The sequence below is a fragment of the Leifsonia sp. P73 genome, assembly GCF_051059105.1.
Taxonomy (GTDB): Bacteria; Actinomycetota; Actinomycetes; order Actinomycetales; family Microbacteriaceae; genus Leifsonia.
In genome coordinates this window covers 1,206,282-1,229,523 of record NZ_CP194931.1, presented here as the reverse complement: position 1 = coordinate 1,229,523, position 23,242 = coordinate 1,206,282, and the positions used below count along the sequence as shown (strand labels likewise).

Below are 23,242 nucleotides of genomic sequence, written 5' to 3'. Positions count from 1 at the left end.
ACGCGTGAAATCCTGGAGGACAGCGGCCGTGGCGTTCGTGATCGACGCCGTGCTGATCCTCGTGTTCGTGCTCGTCGGGCGCCGCAGCCACGGCGAGGCGGCCTCCGCCTCCGGGGTGCTCAGCACCTACTGGCCGTTCTTCATCGGCCTCGTCGCCGGCTGGTTCGTCACCTGGGCCTGGCGCCGCCCGCTCGCGCTGATCTGGCCGGGTGTCCCGGTCTGGCTGATGACGGTCGCGCTGGGGATGCTCATCCGCACCTCGGCGGGTCAGGGCGTGGAGCCGGCGTTCATCGCGGTGGCGTTCGTGGTGCTCGGCGTGTTCCTGGTGGGGTGGCGGATCCTCGCGATGCCATTCGCGCGGCGGCGCGCGCTGCGGCGGGCGTAGAACTCAGAACGCCGAGGAGATCAACGTCGCGATCGTGTAGATCGCCAACCCCGCCAGCGCGCCGACCACCGTCCCGTTGATCCGGATGAACTGCAGATCACGCCCCACCTGGGTCTCGATCTTGTCGGTCGTCTCCGCCGGGTCCCAGCCGCGCACGGTCTCGGTGATGACGCTCGCGATGTCGTGCCGGTAGGTCGACACCAGGTGGCCGGCCGCGCCGGAGATGCGCTGGTTGAGGGAGGCCCGCAGCTCCGGGTCGGCGACGACGCGGCCTGCGGCGTCGGCGAGGGCCGCGGACATCCGGCGGCGGAGTTCGCTGTCCGGGTCGCTGAGAGCGTCCACAGCCGCCGAACGCGCCGCCGCCCAGGCCTGTGCGGCCAGTTCGCGGATGCGCGGGTCGTCGAACGCGCGGGCCTTCGCGGCCTCCAGCCCGGCGATCGTCTCAGGGTCGTGCTGCAGGCGGTCGGCGAGCTCGGCGAGGTAGCCGTCGAACGCCCGACGGGCGCGGTGCGCGGGGTCGTGGCGCACGTCGGCGATGAAGCGGCGCAGCTCCTGGTACACGCGCTCGTCCACCAGCTTGTCCACGAAGGACGGCAGCCACGACGGGAGCCGGCCGGAGACCAGGTTCGCCAGAGCGTCCGGGTGGATGACCAGCCAATCGTCGAACCGGTCGAGCAGCAGGTCGACGGCGGCGTGGTGGCCTCCGGAGCTGAGGATGCGCACGCCGAGGCGGCCGATCGGGGGCGCCCACTCCGGCTCGATCACGTGCGTACGGACGACCGCCTCCACGGCCTCGCGCATGCGGTCGTCGTCCAGCAGGCCGAAGAAGCCGACCACGGCGCCGGAGGCCTCGTCCACCACCCGGCGCGCGTTGCCCTGCTCGGTCAGCCAGTGGGCGGCGGCGCCGGCCACATCGTACGCCGCCAGCCGGGTCGCGACCACGTCGTCGGACAGGAACTCGGTCTCCACGAACTCGCCGAGCGTCTCGCCGATCTCGTCCTTGCGGGTCGGGATGATCGCGGTGTGCGGGATGCGCAGGCCCAGCGGATGTTTGAACAGCGCCGTCACGGCGAACCAGTCCGCGAGCGCGCCGACCATCGCGCCCTCCGCGGCCGCACGCACGAAGCCGAGCCAGGGGTAGCGGTCCTGGAGCGCGAACGAGACGGCGAAGATCACGGCGGCGACCGCGAGCAGGCTGGTCGCGAGGGCCTTCATGCTGCGCAGCGCCCGGCGGCGCTCGGCGTCGCGGCGCTCGGCCGCGGCACGCTCGGCCGCCAAGCGCTCGGTGTCGCCGCGTTCGGTGTCGGCGCGCTCGGTCTCCGGGCGCCGGCTGTCGGCGCCCTCCGTGTCGCCCGTGCGGGCCGTGGGCACGCTCACCGGACGATGTGGAGCTCGCGGCTGGTGTTGTTCAGCCGGTGCGCGCCGTCGTCGGTGGCGACCACGATGTCCTCGATGCGCAGGCCGAACCTCCCCGGCAGGTAGATGCCGGGCTCGATCGAGAAGCACATCCCGGCGACGATCGGCTGCTCCTCGCCCTCCACCAGGTACGGCGGCTCGTGCGTGGTGGTGCCGATGCCGTGGCCGACGCGGTGGACGAAGAACTCGCCGTAGCCGGCGTCCCGGATCACCGCGCGGGCGGTGCGGTCGATCTCCTGCAGCGGCACGCCGACCGCGACCGCCTCGAACGCGGCCTGCTGCGCGCGCTTGACCACCTCGAAGACCTCGTGCTCCTCGTCGGTCGGCTCGCCGACGTGGACGGTGCGGGTGGTGTCCGAGCCGTAGCCGTCCATCAGGCCGCCGAAGTCGAGCACCACCATGTCGCCCTCCCGGATGACGCGCTCGCCCGCCTCGTGGTGCGGGTTCGCACCGTTCGGCCCGGAGCCGACGATCGTGAAGTCCACCTGGGAGTGGCCGTGCGCGCGCAGCAGGCGGTCCAGGTCCGCGGCGACCTCGTTCTCGCGGCGGCCGGCGAAGGCCACGGTGAGGATGTCCTCGAAGGTCGCGTCGGCGGCGGCCCCGGCGGCGGCGAGGCGGTCGATCTCGTCCGGGCCCTTCACCGCGCGCAGCATCGGCAGGGCGGTCGAGAACGCGGCGAAGCGCACATCCGGGAGCTCGTGCTGCAGTGCCAGCAGGTGCAGTGCCCAGGCCGAGTCGGAGACGGCGTAGCGGCCTCCCGACCAGAGCTGGTCGACCAGTGGCGCGTGCTCGTCCTCGCCGTCGGCCCAGGTGATCAAGCGGATCGCGCCGGCGGACCGTGTCGCGGCGGCGCTGTCGTGCTCCAGCACGGGCACGATCATCGTCGGCTCGCCCTCGGTCGGGATCACCAGCATGGTCAGCCGCTCGGTCGCCGGCGGGAGGTAGTCGGCGAAGTAGACGAGGTCGGGACCGGGGGCGACCAGGAGGGCGTCGAGTCCGGCCTCCCTCGCCTGCGCAGCGCCGCGGGCCAGCCGGTCGGCGAAGTGCTGCGGGGTGAGCTGCTGCATGGCGGTCACTCCTCGATCGGGCCGAGCCAGGCGTTCGCGACGGTGCTGTGCGCGGACTCGGCGTCGGACGGGTGGAAGATGCCCGCGAGCACGTCGCGGTACAGCCGGCCGAGCTCGCTGCCGGCGAAGAAGGTCGAGCCTCCGGAGACCCGGATGGCCTGATCGACCACCCGGCGGGCCGTCTCGGTGGCGCGGATCTTCATCCCGACCAGCTTCGGGAACCACTGCGCGCCGTGGTCGGCGAGGGTGTCGACGTCGCGGGTGATCGCGTCCAGCTGGGGGAGCAGCGCGTCCTGGTCGATCGCGGCGGAGGCGACGCGCCAGCGGATGTCGGGGTCGTTCGCGTAGCTGCGGCCGTCGTTCTTCAGGCTCTTCCTGCGGTGCGCGGAGGCCACGGCGAGCTCCAGCGCCCGGGCGCCGATGCCGGTGTAGACGGCCGCGAGCAGCAGCTCGAAGTTCGCGAAGATGGCGAAGACGAGCGGGTCGGGGTTGGGGCCGGGGTCGAGGCGGCGCACCACGCGGTCCGCCGGGGCGAGCGCGCCGTCGAGCACGGTGGTGCTGCTCTGCGTCGCCCGCATCCCGATCGTGTCCCAGTCCTCGCGGATCTCGAAGCCGCCGCCGGTGCGCTCCACGAAGCCGTACACGATCTTCGGGGCGTCGGCGCTCGCCGTGTCGAGGCCCATCGTGCCGAGGCGCGTCCAGGCGGGGAGAGGGATGTGAAGATCTTGGTGCCGTAGTAGCGGTAGGAGCCATCCGCCTCCGGCCGGGCCTCGGTGGTCGACCCGAACAGCACGAGGTCGTTGCCGGCCTCGCTCAGCCCGAAGGCGAACACCTCGCCGGCGCCGGCCTCGCGGAGCAGGAACTCCAGCGCGTCGTCGCCGCGGTCGCGCAGGGTCTTGGCGACGCCGGTCCAGACCAGGTGCATGTTGACCGCGAGGGCGGTGGCGGGCGCGGCGCCCGCGAGCCGGACCTGGAGCCGCGCGGTCTGCTCCAGCGTCAGCCCCAGGCCGCCGAACTCGACCGGGACCAGGGCTTTCAGATAGCCGTCGTCGGCCAGCTCCGCGAAGTCCTCGGTGAAGAACCGGTTCTCCGCGTCGTACTCGGCGGCCCGCGAGCGGAACCGCTCCAGCCGCTCGTCGCTCAACAGCTCCTGCTCGACGTCACTCACCCTCCACACACTATGTCTCCCGACGCCGAGGGGCACGTAAACGCCCCTAAAACGCGGTTTCAAGGGCGTTAACGTGCCCCTCGACGGAGCCGGGAGGCTGGTTACTGGGCGGTGTAGCCGCCGTCGACCAGGTGGTAGCTGCCGGTGATGAACGACGCGGCGTCGGAGGCGAGGAAGGCGACGAGGGCCGCGACCTCCTCGGGCTGCCCGAGGCGGCCGAGGGCGTGCTTGCCCTCCAGGAACTGCAGCGCCTCGGCGGTCAGGTTGGCCTCCACCAGCGGGGTCTGGATGAAGCCGGGGCCGACCGCGACGACGCGCACGTTCTGGCCGGCGTACTCCAGCGCCGCGTTCTGGGTGAGGCCGAGGAGGCCGTGCTTGGCGGTGACGTAGGCGGACGAGTTCGCGAAGCCGACGCTGCCGAGGATGGACGCCATGTTGACGATCGCGCCGCCGCCGTTCGCGGCCATCGCGGTGAGCTGCGGCTGCATCGAGTACAGCACCGCGTTGAGGTTCACCTCGATGACCTTCCGCCAGCTGTCCAGCGAGTAGTCGGCGACCGGGGCGGCCTCCCCGCCGATTCCGGCGTTGTTCACCGCGATCTTCAGCGGTGCGAGGGCGTTCGCGGCCTCGACGCTCGCCGTGGCGAACGCCGGGTCGGTCACGTCGCCGGCGAGTGCGGCGGCGGTTCCGCCGGATGCCTCGATCTCGGCGACGACGGCCTTCGCGTGCTCCTCGTTCAGATCGGTGACCAGGACCGCGGCGCCGCTGGCCGCGAGGGTCAGCGCCACCGCGCGTCCGATGCCCGAGCCACCGCCGGTGACGATCGCGGACCGGCCGGCGACATCGTACTGAGCCATGAATTGTTCTCCTTCCAGATATCCGACACCTGTCGGATAACTCCGATTGTACGATCAGAGAGTGGACACAGACAGGCCGAACGGCCCGCGGCCGGATGCGCTCCGAGCGAACACGGCCGCCGCCGCGGCGCCGGCGCCCGAGCGGACGCGCCTCGATCCGCGCCAGGAGAAGACGCTGGCGCGGCTGGGCGCCGCCGTGCTCGCCCTCGCGGCGGACCGGCCGATCACCGAGGTGACCGTCTCCGGCCTGGCCTCCGCCGCCGGCGTGCACCGGTCGACCGTGTACGAGTACGCCGCCTCGCCCGCCGCTCTGCTGCAGCGCGTGCTGCGCGCCCAGCTCGACGAGCTGCGCGCCGCCTACCTCGTGGACGTCGCACCCGACGACGCCGCGACGGCGATCAGCGGGGTCACGCGCGCGGTCCTCCAGCACCTCGACGAGCACGACGCCGTCTACCGCCGCGGCCTCGGAGCGGAGGGCGCGGAGGCCGGCCTGCACGCCATGCTCAGCGACCACTTCCAGGGCTCCATCGAGCTGCTGCTCGCCCAGCACAGCGTGAGCGTCCCCGCCGCCGACGAACTGGAGCGCCGGGCGATCGAGCGCTACCTGGCGGACGGCATCATCGGCGCGATCGAGGTCTGGCTCACCCGGCCGGGGCCGCGGGATGTGGAGGCGCTGCTCGCGCTGCTCGAACGGCTCGCGCCGCCGTGGTGGCCGTCCCGATGAGCGACGGCCTCTTCGAACGGCTGCGCCGCGGCCTCGGACTGCGCCGCGTGCCGCTGCTGCACATCGCCTCCGACGTGGGGGAGGGGCCGGTGGTCGTGCTCGTGCACGGCATCGCGTCGTCGTCTGTGACGTTCCAGAACCTCGTGCCGCTGCTGGAGCCGCGGCACCGCGCCATCTCGATCGACATCCTCGGCTTCGGCCGCTCGCCGGCGCCGGAGGACGCGCAGTACACGATGGACGAGCACGTGGCCGCACTCGACCGCACGTTGCGCTCGCTGAAGCTGCGCGAGCCGTTCGTGCTCGTCGGCCACTCGCTCGGCAGCCTCATCGTCGCGCGCTGGGCCGCCGAGCATCCCGGGGCGCTCAGCCGGCTGGTGCTCGTCGGGCCGCCCGTATACCCGTCGCCCACCGAGATCGGCGACCGTCGCGTGCGCACGCGGGTGAGCGCCTACCTGCGCGCGTACGAGTTCCTGCGGAACAACAAGGAGTTCACCCTCCGCAACGCTGCCATCCTCGCGCGGCTGCTGCCGATCAAGAACGTCTTCGAGATCACGGAGAAGAGCTGGCGCCCGTTCGTGCTGTCCCTGCAGAACTGCGTCGAACGGCAGACGGTCGTCGGCGATCTGGCGCGCGTCCGTGTGCCGGTGGAGGTCGTCTACGGCACGATGGACGCCTTCATCGCGCCGGGAAGCCTCACGGTGATCGAGGCCATGCGGCACGTGACGATGCACCGGGTGGAGGCCAACGACCACCTCATCCGCAAGCGGCTCGCGCGCGTCGTCGCGGCGGCCTGCGACGCGGGTCAGCCGGCCAGGGACATCGACTCGACCGCGTCGAGGTAGCCCTCCCCGTCGAAGCCGTCGAACAGCACGGTCTGGGTGACGTAGCCCTGCACGAGCCCCATGTAGACGGGCGCCTGCCGCTCCGCGAGTGCGTGCGCCTCGTCGAGGCGGAGGGTCTGGGCGTGCCAGTCGGTCAGGTAGCCGGTGAACATGGCGCGGATCCGGGCGCCGATCTCGGACGACATCTGCTTCAGCCGCGGGTTGATCGGCACCTGGCCCCAGACCTGCACGAGGAGCTGGATGTCCACGATGTGCGTCATCAGGCCGGTGACGAGCAGGCGGACGATCTCGCCGGGGGCGGGGAGGGGCTGCTGCGCCCGTGCTTCGGCGACCTCCAGGAAGCGCGCGTCGAGGATCTCCGACGCCGTCAGCTCCATCAGCTCGTCCTTGCTGGTGAAGTGCCCGTAGATCGCGCCGGCCGACAGGCCGGACTCGGCGATGATGTCGGCCATCGAGGTGGCGGCGAAGCCGTTGCGCGCGAAGCAGCGGAGCGCGGCCTGGGCGATCTCGTGGCGTCGCGCGACGCGGTACTCCTCGGTGACCTTCGGCATCCCGGGCCTCCTCGCGGCTCGAAAAAGAACGTTCGTTCTTGACAATAGCGGTCGAACTGCCGATTATAAAGAACGAGCATTCGTTTTTATTGAATGGAGGCCGCCATGAGCACCAGCACCGATCCCGGCGTCGACCAGATCACCCTGCGCCAGGAGGGGACCACGCGTCCCGCCGTCGTCCACACGCCCTGGGCCCGGGCCCTCGCGCTCGCCGTGGGGGCGGCGGCCATCGTCGTCGTCATCCTGCTCGCCTTCCTGTGGCCGACCGTGACCTCCACGGTCAAGGACCTCCCGATCGCCGTCGCCGGGCCGTCCGCGCAGGTCAGCGCGGTGGAGAAGCAGCTCGACAAGGAGGCCAGCGGCGCGTTCGCGATCACGAGCCTGAGCGACCGGCAGGCGGCCGTCGAGGCGATCCAGAAGCGCGACGTCTACGGCGCGATCGTCCTCGGCGCGAGCCCGGAGGTGCTGACCGCCTCGGCCAACGGCGCTGCGGTCGCGCAGATCATGAACCAGGTCGCCGCCAACATCCAGACGGCCGCCAACGCGCAGGCGCAGGCCGCCGTGCAGCAGGCCATCGCCTCCGGCCACGCGCCGGCCGGCACGAAAGCGCCCGCCATCACGGTGAAGGTGACCGATGTCGTCCCGCTCGCCCCGACCGACGCGCGCGGGCTCGGGCTGGCCGCGTCGTCGTTCCCGCTCGTGCTGGGAGGCATGCTCGGCGGTGTGCTCATCTCGCTGCTCGTCGCCGGGAGCTGGCGCCGCCTGGGCGCCGTCGCGCTCTACGGTGTGGCCGGCGGACTGGCGGTGACCGGCATCCTGCAGGGCTGGTTCGGCATCCTGCAGGGCGACTTCTGGGTCAACGCGCTGGCCGTCGGACTGGCGATGTTCGCGATCGCGGCGTTCGTGGTCGGGATGAACGCGCTGTTCGGCCGGGTCGGCATCGCGATCGGCGCCGTGCTGACCGTGCTGGTCGGCAACCCGCTGTCGGCCGCGGCCCAGCCGCTGCAGTTCCTGGTCGGGCCGTGGGGCGCGATCGGGCAGTGGTTCGTGCCGGGCGCCTCCGTCACGCTGCTGCGCGACCTGTCGTACTTCCCGTCCGCGGACGCGTTGTTCCCGTGGCTGGTGCTGGTCGTCTGGGCCGCCGTCGGCGTGGTCGGGATGCTCGCGGGCCACTTCCGCAACCAGGAGGTCACCGAGGCCGCCGCCTAGCGCGCTGCGCTAACCCAGCCCACCTCCCCGAGGGGCACGTCGTTGTCACTTTTCGCCCGCGAAAGCGACAACGACGCGCCCCTCGGCGTCGATGGTCGGGCGAATAGGGTGGAGGGCATGGAGAATCGAACCCTTGGACGGACCGGACGCGACGTCTCGGTCATCGGTCTCGGCACCTGGCAGCTCGGCGCCGACTGGGGCGAGGTCACCGAGGCCGACGCGTTCGCCGTCCTCGACGCGGCGACGGAGGCCGGAGTCACCTTCTTCGACACCGCCGACGTCTACGGCGACGGCCGCAGCGAGCAGCTCATCGGCCGTTACCGCGCCTCCCATCCCGACCTCCCGCTGACCGTCGCGACCAAGATGGGCCGCCGCGAGGCGCAGGACCCGGCCAACTTCACGCTCGCGAAGTTCCGCGAGTGGACGGACCGCTCCCGAAGCAACCTCGGGATGGACACGCTCGACCTCGTCCAGCTGCACTGCCCGCCCACTCCGGTGTTCTCGAACGCCGCCGTCTACGACGCACTCGACACGCTGGTCGAGGAGGGCGCGATCGCGAACTACGGCGTCAGCGTCGAGACCTGCGCCGAGGCCCTGGAGGCCATCGCGCGGCCGGGCACGGCCACCGTGCAGATCATCCTCAACGCCTTCCGACTGAAGCCGCTCGACGAGGTGCTGCCGGCGGCGCGGGAGGCCGGGGTCGGGATCATCGCGCGCGTGCCGCTGGCCTCCGGCCTCCTGGGCGGCCGCTACTCCGAGACCACGGAGTTCGCCGCCGACGACCACCGCAGCTACAACCGCCACGGCGAGGCGTTCGACGTGGGGGAGACCTTCTCGGGCGTCGACTACGCGGAGGGCGTGCGCGCCGCGCGCGAGTTCGCCGCGCTGGCCCCGGAGGGCGCGACGCCCGCCCAGGCTGCGCTCGCGTGGATCGTCGCGCAGGACGGCGTGAGCACGGTGATCCCCGGCGCGCGCTCGCCCGAGCAGGCCCGCGCGAACGCCGCCGCGGCGCGCGTCGCGCTCCCCGCCGGCTTCGCGGACTCCGTCCGCGCCCTCTACGACGCGCACTTCCGCCCCACCACCCACCCCCGCTGGTAGCTCTTCCGCCGAGGGGCACGTTGTTGTCACTTTTCGTGCGCGAAAGTGACAACAACGTGCCCCTCGCGGGATGGGTTCACGCGAGGAGGTGGCGGAGGCGGCGGAGGAGCTCGGTGGGGGCGGCGATGTCGTCCGCGGTCACGCGCACCATCCGCCAGCCGAGGTCCTCGACGCGTTCACGGCGGCGGAGGTCCTTGCGCCAGGTCACCTGGTCTACGCGATGGATATCGCCCTCGTATTCCAGGGCGACGCGCTTGGCAATGAAGGCGAAATCGACGCGCGCGACGAAGGCGCCCTCCGCCGTCCGCAGTTCGTGATTGAGCAGGGGCGACGGTAGGCCCGCTTCGTGGAGAAGGAGCCTGAGCCGGGTCTCGCCAGGGGATTCGGCTCCCGCCCGGACCAGTTCGATCGCTTCGCGTGCTCGCGCGACGCCCCGGCGCCCGGCCGCAGCGGCGGCTGCGTGCGCCAGCTCAAGCCGATTCGTGAGCGGCTCCGATCCGCCGACGAGGAAGTCTCCCGCGGCGACCAGCGCATCCCGATGGAGGAGTTGGGCGAGGTCCAGCCAGGTCTGTTCCGGTGTGGTGACAGGCAGGTCCGCGACCATGCGGATCTCCCACCGGCCGAGCTTGTGACCGGCGAACCCCGCGATCGTCGGAGCTCGACCGGGAGCGCGGACGCTCACGTGGATGGTCGGGTCGACCCGCGGAAGCGGTATCCCGTAAAGGAGTGCCGCGGTGGTGTGGCTGAACGCGAAGTCGGTCCCGCGATGCGCTGCATATGTGCGACACCGGGACACCAATCCATCGTCGGCCTTGGCTATGCGAAAGCCTCGGATGGGACGGACGAGATCGCTCCTGCGCAGTCGTCGAGCTCCCACTCCGGCGTCGAGCGCGGTTCGCGTTGAGAACGGCCCGCTCTGAAGCGGCCGAGGAAGAGGGTCGATGCGTCGCGTCATCCCGCCACCCTGCCACGCGACCTACCCACCCTCCCGAGTTATCCACAGCCCAGGCCACCGAGGGGCGTGTTGTTGTCACTTTTCGGACGCAAAAGTGACAACAACGTGCCCTTCGGCGAAGAGGGTCGGGGGCTAGGAGGGCTGGACGGGGACGGGCTCGGTGTCGGGGATGGGGGAGGCGTCGCGGCCGCGGAGGTCGGGGTGGACGCGCCAGGCGAGGGCGGGCACGAGGAAGCCGACGAGCGCGAACGCGCCCGCCACCCAGAACGCGCCGACCGGCCCGTGCGCGTCGATCAGGAAGCCCGCGAGCGCGGAGCCGAGCGCCGCGCCGATGAGCTGGCCGGTGCCGACCCAGCCGTAGGCCTCCGCCGTGTCGGAGAACTTGACGCTCGCCGACACGATCGCGAACAGCACGGCCAGCGCGGGCGCGATGCCGAGGCCCGCGATGATCAGCGACAGCGAGAGCCCCCACCACGACCACAGCATGAACGTGGAGATGACGACGCCGACGAAAACGATGAGCATCCGTCGCGCCGTCGCCCACGGCCCGATCGGGATGTGCCCGAAAGCGAGGCCGCCGACCAGCGAGCCGAGCGACCAGATCGCCAGCACGATGCCGGCGAACGGCGAGCCCTCGCCGAAGTTCGCCACGACCCCGGCCTCCACCGCCGCGCACGACCCGATCAGCAGGAAGCCGACCACGGTCGCCAGCAGCACGGGAGGCCGCGCCAGCACCACGCCGAACCGCCGCTTGCTGCGCGGGATGCGCACCCGGCCGACCTCGGGCGACGAGATGAACCACGCCCCGCCGAGCAGCATGATCGCCACCGACATCAGGACGCCCTCGACGGTGCCGATCTGGGTCGACACGAACGTGATCGCGACCGGGCCCGCGATCCAGATGATCTCCTGGGCGGACGCGTCGAGCGAGAACAGCGGGGTGAGCTGCCGGGAGTTGACCATCTTGGGATAGATCGTCCGCACGGCCGGCTGGATGGGCGGCATGCTGAGCCCGGCGAAGAAGGCCACGGCCATCGTCAGCGGGATGGGCATCACGAAGACCCCGATCGCGGCGACGGCGGCCGAGCACAGCGCGAGCGTCGTCCACAGCACCGTGCGCATCCCGAGCACGCCCATCAGCCGGCTGGTCATCGGGCCCGCGATGGCCTGCCCGATGCTCATCGCGCCGAGCACGAGCCCGGCCGCGCCGTAGGAGTGGTGGATGCGCTCGATGTGCAGCAGGAACGCCAGCGAGAGCATCCCGAACGGGAAGCGCGCGGTCAGCTGCGCGGCGATGATCCGCGCGACGCCTGGCGTCTTCAGAAGGCTCGAGTAGCTGCTCACAGTCTTCTCACTCTATCGGTCCGGCCCCGTCGCGGAAGGGTCGTGAAACCCGTTCGAGGGGGTGTGGAAATGTGCATAACTTCTACACACCTGTGGATGACACGCCCACTAGATATGGGGGCATGGAAATGTCGGTACCCGGCTATATAGTGGTGGACGCGACAGGGGCCCGATCGGCTCCCGGGGCTCCCGGACGGGGCTTTCGGGGCGTCCCGCCAGGCCTGCCGCAGGGACTTCGCCGCTCACCGGAGCGGCACCGTTGAGGTAATCAGAGGGAGAGATAGTGGCTATCACAGTTGTGAAGCGGAACGGCGAGCGCGAGCCGTACGACGCCAACAAGATCAACCTGGCCATCGAGCACGCGGCCGCCGGTCTGGACGAGAACATCACCTGGGTGACCCAGATCGCGAGCGAGCTGGAGCTGACCCTGTTCGACGGGATCACCACCCAGCAGCTGGACGAGGCGGTCATCCAGGTCGCCCTCCAGAACGTCAAGGACGACCCGGCGTTCGACACCGTCGCCGCACGCCTCCTCCTCAAGACGATCTACAAGCGCGTCCTCGGCGACTACGAGACCCTCGACGAGCTCACCGAGCTGCACACCTCCCACTTCCGCGGCTACATCGAGCGCGGCGTCGCCGAGACCCTCCTCGACTCCCGCTTCACGACCCTCTTCGACCTCGACCGTCTCGCGGGATTCCTCGACCCGTCGCGCGACGAGCTGCTCAAGTACATCGGCGTCGTCACCCTCAACAACCGCTACGGCATCAAGGCGCGCAACGGCGACTCCCTCGAAGTGCCGCAGTACTTCTGGATGCGCATCGCGATGGGCCTCTCCCTCAACGAGGCCGACCCGACCGCGCACGCGCTCGCGTTCTACGACAAGATGTCCAACCTGGAGTACCTGGCCGCCGGCTCCACGCTCGTCAACGCGGGCACCGCCTACCCGCAGCTCTCCAACTGCTTCGTCATGGAGATGCAGGACGACATCGAGCACATCGCCAAGTCGGTCCGCGACGTCATGTGGCTCACCAAGGGCACCGGCGGCATCGGCCTCGCGGTCACCAAGCTGCGCGCCCAGGGCTCGCCCATCCGCTCCAACAACACCACCTCCACCGGCCCGATCCCGTTCATGCACACGATCGACTCGGTGCTGCGCGCGGTGAGCCGGGGCGGCAAGAAGTTCGGCGCGCTGTGCTTCTACATGGAGAACTGGCACATGGACTTCCCGGAGTTCCTGGACCTCCGCCAGAACTCCGGCGACCCGTACCGCCGCACCCGCACCGCCAACACCGCGGTGTGGATCAGCGACGAGTTCATGAAGCGCGTCCAGAACGACGAGGACTGGTACCTCTTCGACCCGCTGGAGGTCGCCGACCTCAACGAGCTGTACGGCAAGGCCTTCTCGGAGCGCTACGCGGAGTACGTGGCCAAGGCCGAGGCCGGTGAGCTGCGCATGTTCAAGAAGATCAGCGCGCGCTCGCAGTTCAAGGACATCCTGATGAGCCTGCAGACCACCAGCCACCCGTGGCTGACCTGGAAGGACACCATCAACAACCGCGCCCTCAACAACAACACGGGCACGATCCACCTCTCCAACCTCTGCACCGAGATCACGCTGCCGCAGGACCGCGACAACGTCTCCGTCTGCAACCTGGCCTCCATCAACCTGTCGCGTCACCTCATCGACGGCAAGATGGACTGGGAGCGCATCGAGGCGAGCGCCCGCCAGGCCGTCCGCCAGCTCGACAACCTGATCGACATCACGGTGTCGAGCGTGGACGAGGCCGACTTCTCGAACCAGCAGAACCGCGCGATCGGCCTCGGCGTGATGGGCTTCACCGACATCGTCGAGCGCCTCGGCTTCAGCTACGAGAGCGAGGAGGCGTACGCCCTGATCGACGAGATCATGGAGCACGTCTCGTACGCGGCCATCGACGAGAGCGCCGACCTGGCGCAGGAGCGCGGCGCCTACCCGAACTTCGAGGGCTCGCGCTGGTCCAAGGGCCTGGTGCCGTACGACTCGATCGCGCTGACGGAGGCCGACCGCGGCATCCCGATCACGGTCGACCGCACCATCCGCCTCGACTGGGACCGCCTGCGCGAGAAGGTCAAGGGCGGCATGCGCAACGCCACCCTGATGGCCATCGCGCCCACGGCCTCCATCGGCCTCGTCGCCGGCACCACGCCGGGCTTCGACCCGCAGTTCTCGCAGATCTTCAGCCGGTCGACCTCCTCGGGCAAGTTCCTGGAGGTCAACCGCAACCTGGTCGAGACGCTGCAGGAGCGCGGCATCTGGCAGGACGTCCGCGAGGCGATCCTGCGCTCGCAGGGCGACATCCAGGGCATCGCAGCGATCCCGGACGAGGTCAAGGCCACGTTCAAGACCAGCTTCCAGCTCTCGCCGTACGCCTTCATCGAGGTGGCAGCCCGCGCCCAGAAGTGGATCGACCAGGCGATCAGCCGCAACATGTACCTGGAGACGCGCGACCTCGGCGACATGATGGACATCTACTACGCCGCGTGGGAGAAGGGCGTCAAGACGACCTACTACCTGCACATGAAGCCGCGTCACCAGGCCGAGCAGTCGACCGTCAAGGTCAACAAGGCCGAGGAGATCTCGGGGGCCCGCACCGGGTTCGCCACGGTTGGCGCCGGCGCTCCGGCCGCTCCGGCCGTCACCGAGACCGCACCTGCGGCGGCTCCCGCCCGTCGCGGGTTCGGCTTCGGCGGCCTGACCTCCAACACCCCGGCTGGCGGTGAGAAGTAATGAACAGCACCAAGATCGAGGAGTACTACGTCCCCGTCGACCCGATGGACGACCTCCAGTGCGAGTCCTGCCAGTAAGCCCGAGACACAGATAGAGAAGAGACGAACATGGGCATCCTGGGAACGGGAATCGAGGAGGGCCTCCTCCTCAAGCCGGTGAAGTACAAGTGGGCGATGGACCTCTACGACCAGGCCGTCGCGAACACCTGGTTCCCCAACGAGATCCAGCTCGGCGAGGACATCGCCGACTTCAAGCGGATGACCGACGAGGAGCGTCACGCGGTCACCTTCCTGATGAGCTACTTCAACCCGAACGAGCTCCTGGTGAACAAGGCGCTGGCCTTCGGCGTCTACCCCTACATCAACGCGGCCGAGGCGCACCTCTACCTCGCCAAGCAGATGTGGGAGGAGGCGAACCACTGCATGTCGTTCGAGTACGTCCTGGAGACGTTCCCGATCGACCGCGAGCAGGCCTACAACTCGCACGTCGACATCCCATCGATGGCGCGCAAGGAGGAGTTCGAGGTCGGCTTCATCAAGCGGATGACCGAGCAGACGCTCGACATCACGACGACCGAGGGCAAGCAGGACTTCATCCGCAACCTCGTGGCCTACAACGTGATCCTCGAGGGCATCTGGTTCTACTCGGGCTTCATGGTGGCGCTGTCGTTCCGCCAGCGGAACCTGCTGCGCAACTTCGGCTCGCTGATCGACTGGGTGGTGCGCGACGAGTCGCTGCACCTCAAGTTCGGCATCAACCTCATCCTGACGGTGCTGGAGGAGAACCCCGACCTGCAGACGCCGGAGTTCGCGAACGAGATCCGCCAGATGATCCTGGACGCCGTGGAGATGGAGGAGCAGTACAACCGCGACCTCCTGCCCGGCGGCATCCTGGGCCTGAACGCCAACTACATCAACCAGTACGTCCGCTACCTGGCCGACCGCCGCCTGGAGGAGCTGGGCTTCGAGGCCGAGTACAAGGTCTCCAACCCGGCCAAGTGGATGGCGACCGCCAACGACACGCTCGAGCTGGTCAACTTCTTCGAGTCGACCAACACCTCGTACGAGTCGAACGCGAAGGCGTCGAGCGGACACTGAGTTCGAAGCGTTACATCCGTCGAGGGCGGCTCCGGTCTGACCGGAGCCGCCCCTCGCGCGTGCGCGTCGCGACTGATCAGAGGCGGCGTCGGTCGCGCACGACGACGGTGACCGTCGCGGCGACCACGGCGAGCACGGCGACTCCCGCGAAGAGCAGCTGGAAGCCTCCCCCGTCGCATCCGCGGACGGCTGCCCCTGCGCGAGGAGGGCCGCGGTCCGGGCCGCCGCGGCGCTGCCGAGGCCGGCCAGTCCGAGTGCACCGCCGATCTGCTGACTGGTGTTGACCAGTCCGCTCGCCAACCCGGACTCCCGATCGGCCACACCGCGGACAGCGAGCTGGGTGGTCGTCACGAACGCTGCGCCGAGCCCGGCGCCGATCACGACGCTGGGGAGGATGAACCCGGTCAGCAGACCCGTCGGTGCGGCCACCGCGAACCAGACCACCCCGGCGGCCAGAACCAGGAGCGAAGCGGTCAGCGTCGGTCGCAGGCCGATCCGGGCGACGACGACGGGCACGACTCCGGCCACGCCGACCAGAGCGAGCGCGAGCGGGAGCTGGCTCGTACCCGCGGCCAGGGCGTCCAGTCGCAGGACCTCCTGGAGGTACACCGACAGGGCGAAGAACAACGCAACGGTCGCACCGCCGACGAGGAGCATCACCAGGTCGCCGGCGGCGGCATCCCGGTTGCGGAAGAAGCGGAACGGCACGAGCGGGTGTGCCGCGCGACGCTCGATCAGGACGAATGCAGCGAGCAGCGCGACCCCGGCCGCGGCGAGTCCGAGCACGAGCGGGTGGCCCCAGCCGAGTGCGCTGCCTTCGGTCAGGGCTGCGACGACGGCGGCGAGGCCGAGGGTCGCGGTGGCGGCACCGGCGGCATCCATGCGCTCGGCGGCTCCGCGCGGGTCGCGGCCGACCAGTCGCGGCAGCACGATCAGCACGACGATCCCGACCGGCACGTTCACGAAGAACACGGCCGGCCAGCCGAACGCGGCCGTCAGCACCCCGCCCAGCAGCACCCCGGCGGCGCTGCCCATGCCGGCGACGGCCCCCCAGACGCCGAGGGCCTTGCCTCGCGCCTCGGCGTCGGGGAACAACTGTGTGAGCAGGGCGAGGGAGGCCGGGGCGAGGAGCGCTGCGAAGCCGCCCTGCACGGCGCGGGCCGCCAGCAGCATGCCGCCGCCGACCGACAGCCCGGCGAGCAGCGAGGCGGCGGTGAAGCCGGCGGCGCCGATGAGGAACACCCGGCGGTGGCCGAAGCGATCGGCGAGTCGTCCGCCCAGGAGCAGCAGTCCTCCGAACGGCAGTACATACGCTGTGATCACCCACGCGAGCGCGGTGGTGTCGAGGCCGAGGGCGATCCCGACGCTCGGAAGCGCGATGTTGACGATGGAGGCGTCCAGCACCACCAGGAACTGGGCGAGGGCGAGGACGGCGAGCGCCCACCAGCGGTGGGTGCTGCGCGATGCGGTTGTGGTCTCGGCGCGAGTGGCGCCGGTGGACAGCTCGGTGGACATGACGTGCTCCTTCGATGTGTGAGTGATCAGTCAGTCACTCTTTGGGGATGGAACAACCGGGCTGAGTCGCCCGGCCGGTTGTGGAGGCGGGATGGTGGTCAGGGATGGCGGATGCCGCGAGTGAGGGTCTCCGCCCAGGCGTCGGGCAGGTCCTCCAGGCCGGCGGTGACGATGAGGTGGCAGAGCTGGCCGAATGCGATGAAGCGCTGGACGGCCGCCGGCTCCGCGCCGGTGCGTGTGGTCGCGAAGCGGGTGACGCGGGCGAGCCCGCGCTGCAGCGCCTCCCGGATCTCCGGAACGCTCGTAGCGGACTGGGCGTGCACCTGGAGCATGAGGAGGCTGCGATCGGCGATCAGGTCGGCGTAGGCCGCGCCCATCGCGTCGAGCAGCTCGTCGGGCGTGGCGTCGCCGGCGCTCGCCGCACCGTGCTCCAGTGCTGCCTCGATGAGTTCGAAGCAGCGGTCGAGCGCCGCGACGAACAGGCTCTCCTTGCCGGGGAACAGCTTGAAGACGTAGGCGGGCGAGATGTCGGCGTCGGCCGCGACGGCGGCGATCGGCGTGCCCAGGTAGCCGCTGCGGGCGAAGACGGCGATCGCGCTGGAGAGGACGGCTTCGCGGCGGTCCTCGGCAGTGGAGAGCGTTCGTGTCATGTGAGTGACTGTACACTCACTCTTCGTTCCACGCAACGGTCTGCGAGAATCGGGGGATGAATCCTCTGATCACCGCCGCCGCGCTGGATGCCGCTCTCGGGTCCGAGACCCTGTGGAGCCGTGCCGGCCGGCGACGGTCGTCCCTGCGGGTGCTCGACGTGCGCTGGAAGCTCGGCGGCCCTCCCGGACGGGACGAGTTCGCGAAGGGGCACATCCCGTCGGCGGTCTATGTCGACCTCGACACCGAGCTCGCCGGCCACGGCCTCCCGACCGACGGCCGGCACCCGTTGCCGCCGATCGCCGACCTCCAGGCCGCCGCGCGGAGCTGGGGGCTCAGTGACGGTGACGCGGCGGTCGTCTACGACGATGTCTCCGGCACCTCCGCGGCCCGGGCCTGGTGGCTGCTGCGACACGCGGGCTTCGACAACGTGCGCGTCCTCGACGGCGGCCTGGCCGCCTGGGTCGCCGCAGGCGGAGCGCTGGAGCCCGGGGAGTCGGTGGTCGCGCCCGGCGACGTCCATCTTGAATACGGACAGTTGCCGGTGCTCGACGCCGATGCCGCCGCCGCGGTGGCCGCCCAGGGAGTGCTGCTCGACGTGCGCGCGGGAGAGCGCTTCCGTGGTGAGGTCGAGCCGGTCGATCCGCGCGCCGGCCACATCCCCGGTGCCGTGAGCGCACCCACGGCGGACACCATCGGCGTCGACGGCCGTCTGCTGCCGCCGGAGGCGCTCGCCGAGCGCTTCGCCGCGCTCGGTGTCGACGCGCAGGCGAAGGTCGGCGTGTACTGCGGCTCGGGCGTCACCGCCGCTCACGCCGCCCTGGCGATGGAGGCCGCGGGCCTGCCGATCCCGGCGCTGTATCCCGGCTCGTTCTCCGCCTGGTCCAACGATCCGGCCCGTCCGGTCGCGGTGGGCGCCGTGTAATACGTCGAAACAGCCCGTGCGCTTCGCAGCGCACGGGCCTATCGTTCCTCCATGACCGCGCTCGACCTGATCCCCTCCTCCGCCCCCGGGAACCTCCCGCTGGGCGAGGTGTGCGACTCGGCGGCGGCGCTCATCGGCAACACCCCGATCGTCGAGCTGCACGCGCTCCCGTCCGGGCTCGACGTGCGGGTCCTGGTCAAGCTGGAGGGCCGCAACCCTGGAGGCTCGTCCAAGGACCGCATCGCGCTCAACATGATCCGCACCGCGGAGGCGGCCGGCGCGCTCGCCCCCGGCGGCACGATCGTGGAGGCCACCAGCGGCAACACCGGGATCGGCCTGGCGCTGATCGGCCGACTCACTGGTCATCCGGTCGTCATCGTGCACGCCTCCGACATCTCCGACGAGAAGCGCAAGGTCCTCGCCGCCTACGGCGCCCGCCTGGTGGAGGCCGACTGGGAGGCCGGGCCCGACGACCCCGCCAACCCTCGCGCCGTCGCCGACCGGATCGCCGCCGAGACCCCCGGCTCCTGGCGCCCTGCCCAGTTCGCGAACACCGCCAACCCCGAGGCGCACTACCGAGGGACCGGGCCGGAGATCTGGCGGCAGACCGCAGGTCGGGTGACGCATTTCGTGGCCGCCATCGGCACCGGCGGCACCGTGAGCGGCACCGGGCGCTACCTCAAGGAGGTCAGCGGCGGCGCCGTCGAGGTGCACGGCGCCAACCCGGCCGGCTCGACCTACGACGGGGGAGCCGCCGGCCGCATCCTGGTCGACGGCGTCGGGACGGCGTGGCCGCGCGAGTTCTGGCCGCAGACCTTCGACCCGGGGGTGGTGGACGAGGTGCACACGGTCGAGGATGGTGTGGTCTACCGCACGCTCCGCCGGCTCGCCGCCGAGGAGGCGCTGCTGCTCGGACCGTCGTCGGCGCTGGCCGTCGCGGCGGCCCTCCGAGTGGCGCGGGAGGCGCGGCCCGGATCGGTCATCGTGGCGATCGCCCCGGACGGCGGCACCAACTACCTGACCAAGGCGTACGACGCGGACTGGCTGACCGCCGCGGGCGTCGGCGTCGACTGACACCGCGGCACGCGGCCGCCACCAAAGACTCGGCCGGTCCTCCGGCCACTGACAGCAGGGAACGCATGGCACTCCTCCACTTCGGCTGGTTCCTCGGTGCGGGCTTCGGCGTCCAGGGCTGGGGCGACCCCAGTTACGGCGTCGGCTACGACTGGAAGCAGCCGCCGATCTACCAGGACGCCGCGCGCGCCTTCGAGGGCGCCGGCTTCGACCTCTTCATCATCGAGGACGGCGTGGCCGTGCCCGACACCTACGGCGGCTCGGCCGAGGTGAACCTCGCCGCCGCGCGTTTCGTCCCCAAGCACGACCCGCTGCCGCTGGTGCCGTACCTGCTCGGGGCGACCTCCCGGCTCGGCGTCGTGCCGACCCTGAGCGCGAGCTTCTACGAGCCGTTCACCGCCGCGCGCCTGCTGAGCACGCTGCAGCACTTCGCCGGAGGCCGGCTGGGCTTCAACGTGGTGACCAGCGGCTCCGACCTGGCCGCGCAGAACTACGGCCTCGACAAGCAGGTCGAGCACGACCTCCGCTACGACCGCGCCGACGAGTGGGTGGAGGTCGTACGCAAGCTCTGGCGGAGTTGGGAGCCGGACGCGATCGTGGAGGACGTCGCGGGCGGCGTCTTCGCCGACTACCGCAAGGTGCACACCATCGACCACGAGGGCCGCTTCTTCCGCGTCCGTGGTCCGCTCAACACCGCGCCGGCGGCCGAGGACCCCGTCATGGTGCAGGCGGGCGCGTCCGGCCGCGGCCGCGACTTCGCCGGCAAGAACTCGGACGTGGTGCTGGCGCTGGCCTCCACCCCCGAGCGGATGCGCGAGTACCGCGACAGCATCCGCGAGGTCGCCGTGCAGCACGGCCGCCCGGCAGACGCCGTGAAGGTGCTGTTCGTCGTCCAGCCCATCCTGACCGCCAACGCCGAGGAGACCGCGAGCGTCCGCGCCGCGCGCGCCGAGCTCACGCAGGCCACGATCGACGAGCAGCTCCAGTCGATCAGCTACCTGACCGGTGTGGACTTCAAGACCTTCGACCTCGACGCTCCGCTGCCGGATGTCACCACGAACAGCAACCGCGGCACGCTCGACAACTTCGTCTCGTCGGCTCCGGCGGGCTCCACGCTGCGCGAGATCCTGCAGACGCGCGCGAAGAAGGACGGCCTCGCGATCATCGGAACGGCCGACGAGGTCGCCGACCACCTGGGTGAGCTGGGGGAGGCCGTCGGCGGCGACGGGTTCCTCTTCACCGGCCAGGTGCACCCGGCCCACGTCCACCGCACGCTCGACCCGCTGGTGCCCGCCCTGCGGCAGCGCGGCCTGCTCCGCACCGAGCTGGGCGACCGCGGCCTGCGCCAGAACCTGGCCGACTTCTAGATGGGCACCGTCCGGTTCGGCGCGCAGCCTCCGACCGTCTCCGACATCGTGGCGGTCGCGGAGGGCGCTCCGGTCGAGCTCGATGCCGACGCCCGGGCGACGCTCGCGGCCTCCCGCGCGGTGGTCGACCGCGCGATCGAGTCGGGCGAGCCGGTCTACGGGCTGAACCGCCGGCTCGGCGCCGGACGGGACGACGCGGTGGAGGCCGGCGAGCTGGCGGCCTTCCAGCGCCGCACCATCGCGAACCACCGCGGCGGCGTCGGCGAGCCGCTCACCGAGACCGAGGCGCGCGCGGTGGTCGCCGCCCGGCTCGCCGGCTTCACGCGCGGGGAGCGGGGGTGCGGCCCGAGCTCGCGGACGCGTACGCGGCGCTGCTCAACGCGGGCGTGACGCCGCGCATCCCGTCGCGCGGCTCGGTGGGGGCGGCCGACCTGACGGCGCTGGCGGAGGTGGCCGCCGTGGTCATCGGCACCGGCACGGTTCTGCGCGACGGAGGATCGGTTGCGGCCGAGGTCGCCCTCGCGGACGCCGGCCTCCGCCCGATCGAGCTCGCACCGCACGAGGCGCTCGCCGCCCTCAGCGCCAACGCGCTCAGTGTCGGCGTCGGGTCGCTCGCCGCCGTCGCCGCCCAGCAGCTCGCCGAGGCGTCCGACCTGGTCGTCGCGCTGTCGCTGGAGGCCGTCGCCGCCCACGGGCCCGCGGGCAACCTCAGCCCGTACGCGGAGGCCGTGGCCGACGCGCGCGGAGGCGAGGGCCAGCGCGCGTCCGCCCGGGCGATCAGAGCTGCACTGGCGGGGAGCGCCCTGGAGGCGCCGGACCGCGCGGTCAGCGTCCAGGACCCGCTCGCCTTCCGCACGGCGCCGCAACTCCACGGCGCGCTGCGGGAGGCCGTCGCCCGGCTCCGCACCGAGCTGGAGGTGGAGCTCGCCGCGCGCTCGGAGAACCCGGTGGCCGACGTCCCGAGCGGCCGCCTGATCTCCGGCGGCAACTTCCAGGCGCTGCCGCTGGCGCTCGCGCTGGAGAACCTGCGGGTGGCGCTCGCGCATGTCGCGGAGGCATCGGAGCGCCGCAGCGCCGCGCTGTCGCTCGCGCTCGCGCCCCACCGGCGTGACGGCCGCACGCGCGTCCCCGGCCTCCTGCTCTACGCGGCGGCCGACGCCGTCGCCGAGGTGCGCCAGCTCGCTGCGCCCGCGACCCTCGGCAGCTCGACGCTCTCGGGGGTGGAGGACCACGCCACCTACGCGCCCCTCGCGCTCCGCCTCCTGCAGCGCTCGCTCGCGCTGACCGGAGAGGTGCTGGCGATCGAGGCCCTGCACGCCGCCGACCTCCTCGGCGTCCTCGACGCGACGCCCACCGGCGCGGGCAGCGCTCCGCTCGCGGCGGCGCTCACCGCCGCCCTCGGCGCGCCGCAGTCCGCCGACGCGCTCGTGCGCGCGACCGAGCACCTCCTCGTCGGCTGACGCCCAACACATTCGTGCCGAATGTCGCGTTCCGCGCCGCGATTCCCTACATTCGGCACGAATCGCGCCACACGCGATTCCCCGCATTCGTGCCGAATGTCGCGTTTGGCCCCGCCATTCTCCACATTCGGCACGAATCGCGCCTCTAGAGGTCCTTGCGGAAACCGAGGTATGAGACCGCTTCCCAGTCGCCGTCGAGGTCGAACAGCGGCGAGTAGCCGAGCGAGATGTAGAGGGCGACCGCCTCGGGCTGGCGGGCGCCGGTGGTCAGCACGATGGACGCGATCCCGCGGCGGGCGGCCTCCGCCTCCAGCTCGCTCATCACCCGGCGGGCGAGTCCCTGCCGGCGGAACCCGGAGTGCGTCCAGACCCGCTTCACCTCGACGGTGGCGTCGTCCTCGCGCATGAACGCGCCGCCCGCGACCGGGGTGCCGTCCGCGTCCACGAGCAGCAGGAAGGTGCCGCCCTCCTCCGCCGTGAAGCGCTCAGCGGGATAGCGCGACAGCTCCGCCGAGGAGGGGATGCCGTCGTTGAATCCGTAGCGTTCGTCGTACTCGCGGGAGAGCTCCTCGACCAGCGGTGCGGCGAGCGGATCGTCGGGGCGGGTGACGACCACGCGAGCCGTCGCGGCGAGGCCGGATTGCGGTTGGATCACAGCCCGACACTAGCGCGGCCGGGCGCGCCGCGCGCATTCGATGTCACCGGGGGTCGCAAACAACGGAATCACGCAAAGAAAGACGAAATCTCTGCGAAACTTGCAGGAAAACTGG

Annotated in this window: 18 protein-coding genes and 3 pseudogenes; 11 read left to right on the top strand and 10 right to left on the bottom strand. The window is 71.1% G+C overall.

Annotated elements, in window-relative coordinates; translation table 11 throughout:
- Positions 1-4 precede the first annotated feature (4 nt).
- Positions 5-385, top strand: a complete 381-nt coding sequence (locus ACQ86L_RS06200) for a DUF3054 domain-containing protein (RefSeq protein ID WP_434318119.1) — start codon at positions 5-7, stop codon at positions 383-385.
- 3 nt (positions 386-388) lie between these two features.
- Here the strand turns inward: ACQ86L_RS06200 and ACQ86L_RS06195 are convergent, their stop codons facing one another.
- The 4 genes and pseudogenes from ACQ86L_RS06195 to ACQ86L_RS06180 form a co-directional block, all read right to left on the bottom strand.
- The gene (locus tag ACQ86L_RS06195; protein ID WP_434318118.1) at positions 389-1,762 is read right to left on the bottom strand and encodes a DUF445 domain-containing protein; all 1,374 of its coding nucleotides are present in this window, start codon (positions 1,760-1,762) and stop codon (positions 389-391) included.
- Positions 1,759-2,868 carry an aminopeptidase P family protein gene (locus ACQ86L_RS06190; RefSeq protein ID WP_434318117.1) on the bottom strand — a complete coding sequence of 370 codons (1,110 nt, stop codon included), beginning with the start codon at positions 2,866-2,868 and terminating at the stop codon, positions 1,759-1,761. Before ACQ86L_RS06190 ends, ACQ86L_RS06195 begins: the two co-directional genes overlap by 4 nt.
- 5 nt (positions 2,869-2,873) lie before the next feature.
- A pseudogene (locus ACQ86L_RS06185) lies at positions 2,874-4,036 on the bottom strand (acyl-CoA dehydrogenase family protein).
- A 101-nt stretch (positions 4,037-4,137) separates the two neighbouring features.
- Positions 4,138-4,893 (bottom strand): SDR family NAD(P)-dependent oxidoreductase, encoded by a 756-nt coding sequence (locus ACQ86L_RS06180; RefSeq protein ID WP_434318116.1) that lies wholly within the window; start codon positions 4,891-4,893, stop codon positions 4,138-4,140.
- A 61-nt stretch (positions 4,894-4,954) separates the two neighbouring features.
- Here ACQ86L_RS06180 and ACQ86L_RS06175 point away from each other — a divergent pair, with 61 nt between their 5' ends.
- Complete coding sequence (locus ACQ86L_RS06175; protein WP_434318115.1) at positions 4,955-5,617, top strand: TetR/AcrR family transcriptional regulator; 663 nt, start codon at positions 4,955-4,957, stop codon at positions 5,615-5,617.
- Positions 5,614-6,459, top strand: a complete 846-nt coding sequence (locus tag ACQ86L_RS06170; RefSeq protein WP_434318114.1) for an alpha/beta fold hydrolase — start codon at positions 5,614-5,616, stop codon at positions 6,457-6,459. The genes ACQ86L_RS06175 and ACQ86L_RS06170 overlap by 4 nt, the downstream gene beginning before the upstream one ends.
- On the opposite strand, the gene ACQ86L_RS06165 is transcribed toward ACQ86L_RS06170, so the two are convergent.
- A complete protein-coding gene (locus tag ACQ86L_RS06165) occupies positions 6,420-7,010 on the bottom strand; it encodes a TetR/AcrR family transcriptional regulator (RefSeq protein WP_434318113.1) in 591 nt (196 codons plus the stop codon). The genes ACQ86L_RS06170 and ACQ86L_RS06165 overlap by 40 nt on opposite strands.
- Before the next feature lie 105 nt (positions 7,011-7,115).
- Between ACQ86L_RS06165 and ACQ86L_RS06160 the strand changes: the two genes are divergently transcribed.
- Both ACQ86L_RS06160 and ACQ86L_RS06155 read left to right on the top strand, forming a co-directional pair.
- Positions 7,116-8,219, top strand: coding sequence for an ABC transporter permease (locus tag ACQ86L_RS06160; RefSeq protein WP_434318112.1), 1,104 nt, complete (start codon positions 7,116-7,118; stop codon positions 8,217-8,219).
- A gap of 117 nt (positions 8,220-8,336) precedes the next feature.
- Positions 8,337-9,317: an aldo/keto reductase gene (locus tag ACQ86L_RS06155; RefSeq protein WP_434318111.1), complete on the top strand. Its 981-nt coding sequence runs from the start codon at positions 8,337-8,339 to the stop codon at positions 9,315-9,317.
- A 76-nt stretch (positions 9,318-9,393) separates the two neighbouring features.
- Here the strand turns inward: ACQ86L_RS06155 and ACQ86L_RS06150 are convergent, their stop codons facing one another.
- Together ACQ86L_RS06150 and ACQ86L_RS06145 are read right to left on the bottom strand one after the other, a co-directional pair.
- Positions 9,394-9,921 (bottom strand): hypothetical protein, encoded by a 528-nt coding sequence (locus ACQ86L_RS06150; protein ID WP_434318110.1) that lies wholly within the window; start codon positions 9,919-9,921, stop codon positions 9,394-9,396.
- Between the two features lie 483 nt (positions 9,922-10,404).
- A complete protein-coding gene (locus tag ACQ86L_RS06145; protein WP_434318109.1) occupies positions 10,405-11,616 on the bottom strand; it encodes an MFS transporter in 1,212 nt (403 codons plus the stop codon).
- A 283-nt stretch (positions 11,617-11,899) separates the two neighbouring features.
- Between ACQ86L_RS06145 and ACQ86L_RS06140 the strand changes: the two genes are divergently transcribed.
- Together ACQ86L_RS06140 and ACQ86L_RS06135 are read left to right on the top strand one after the other, a co-directional pair.
- Positions 11,900-14,386, top strand: coding sequence for a ribonucleoside-diphosphate reductase subunit alpha (locus ACQ86L_RS06140; RefSeq protein ID WP_434318108.1), 2,487 nt, complete (start codon positions 11,900-11,902; stop codon positions 14,384-14,386).
- 107 nt (positions 14,387-14,493) lie between these two features.
- Positions 14,494-15,483 carry a ribonucleotide-diphosphate reductase subunit beta gene (locus tag ACQ86L_RS06135; protein ID WP_370054308.1) on the top strand — a complete coding sequence of 330 codons (990 nt, stop codon included), beginning with the start codon at positions 14,494-14,496 and terminating at the stop codon, positions 15,481-15,483.
- A 300-nt stretch (positions 15,484-15,783) separates the two neighbouring features.
- Here the strand turns inward: ACQ86L_RS06135 and ACQ86L_RS06130 are convergent.
- Positions 15,784-16,998 (bottom strand): annotated as a pseudogene (locus ACQ86L_RS06130) (MFS transporter); the annotation flags it as partial.
- 98 nt (positions 16,999-17,096) lie between these two features.
- Entirely contained in the window at positions 17,097-17,648 is a 552-nt protein-coding gene (locus ACQ86L_RS06125; RefSeq protein ID WP_434318107.1) for a TetR/AcrR family transcriptional regulator, read from the bottom strand.
- 56 nt (positions 17,649-17,704) lie between these two features.
- On the opposite strand from ACQ86L_RS06125, the gene ACQ86L_RS06120 reads away from it, so the two are divergent.
- The 4 genes and pseudogenes from ACQ86L_RS06120 (at position 17,705) to ACQ86L_RS06105 (ending at position 22,472) form a co-directional block, all read left to right on the top strand.
- Positions 17,705-18,571, top strand: coding sequence for a sulfurtransferase (locus ACQ86L_RS06120; protein ID WP_434318106.1), 867 nt, complete (start codon positions 17,705-17,707; stop codon positions 18,569-18,571).
- A gap of 51 nt (positions 18,572-18,622) precedes the next feature.
- A complete protein-coding gene (locus ACQ86L_RS06115) occupies positions 18,623-19,645 on the top strand; it encodes a PLP-dependent cysteine synthase family protein (protein ID WP_434318105.1) in 1,023 nt (340 codons plus the stop codon).
- Between the two features lie 65 nt (positions 19,646-19,710).
- Complete coding sequence (locus ACQ86L_RS06110; RefSeq protein WP_434318104.1) at positions 19,711-21,012, top strand: NtaA/DmoA family FMN-dependent monooxygenase; 1,302 nt, start codon at positions 19,711-19,713, stop codon at positions 21,010-21,012.
- Positions 21,013-22,472 (top strand): annotated as a pseudogene (locus tag ACQ86L_RS06105) (aromatic amino acid lyase).
- A gap of 145 nt (positions 22,473-22,617) precedes the next feature.
- On the opposite strand, the gene ACQ86L_RS06100 reads toward ACQ86L_RS06105, so the two are convergent.
- Positions 22,618-23,127: a GNAT family N-acetyltransferase gene (locus ACQ86L_RS06100; RefSeq protein WP_434318103.1), complete on the bottom strand. Its 510-nt coding sequence runs from the start codon at positions 23,125-23,127 to the stop codon at positions 22,618-22,620.
- Between the last annotated feature and the right edge of the window lie 115 nt (positions 23,128-23,242).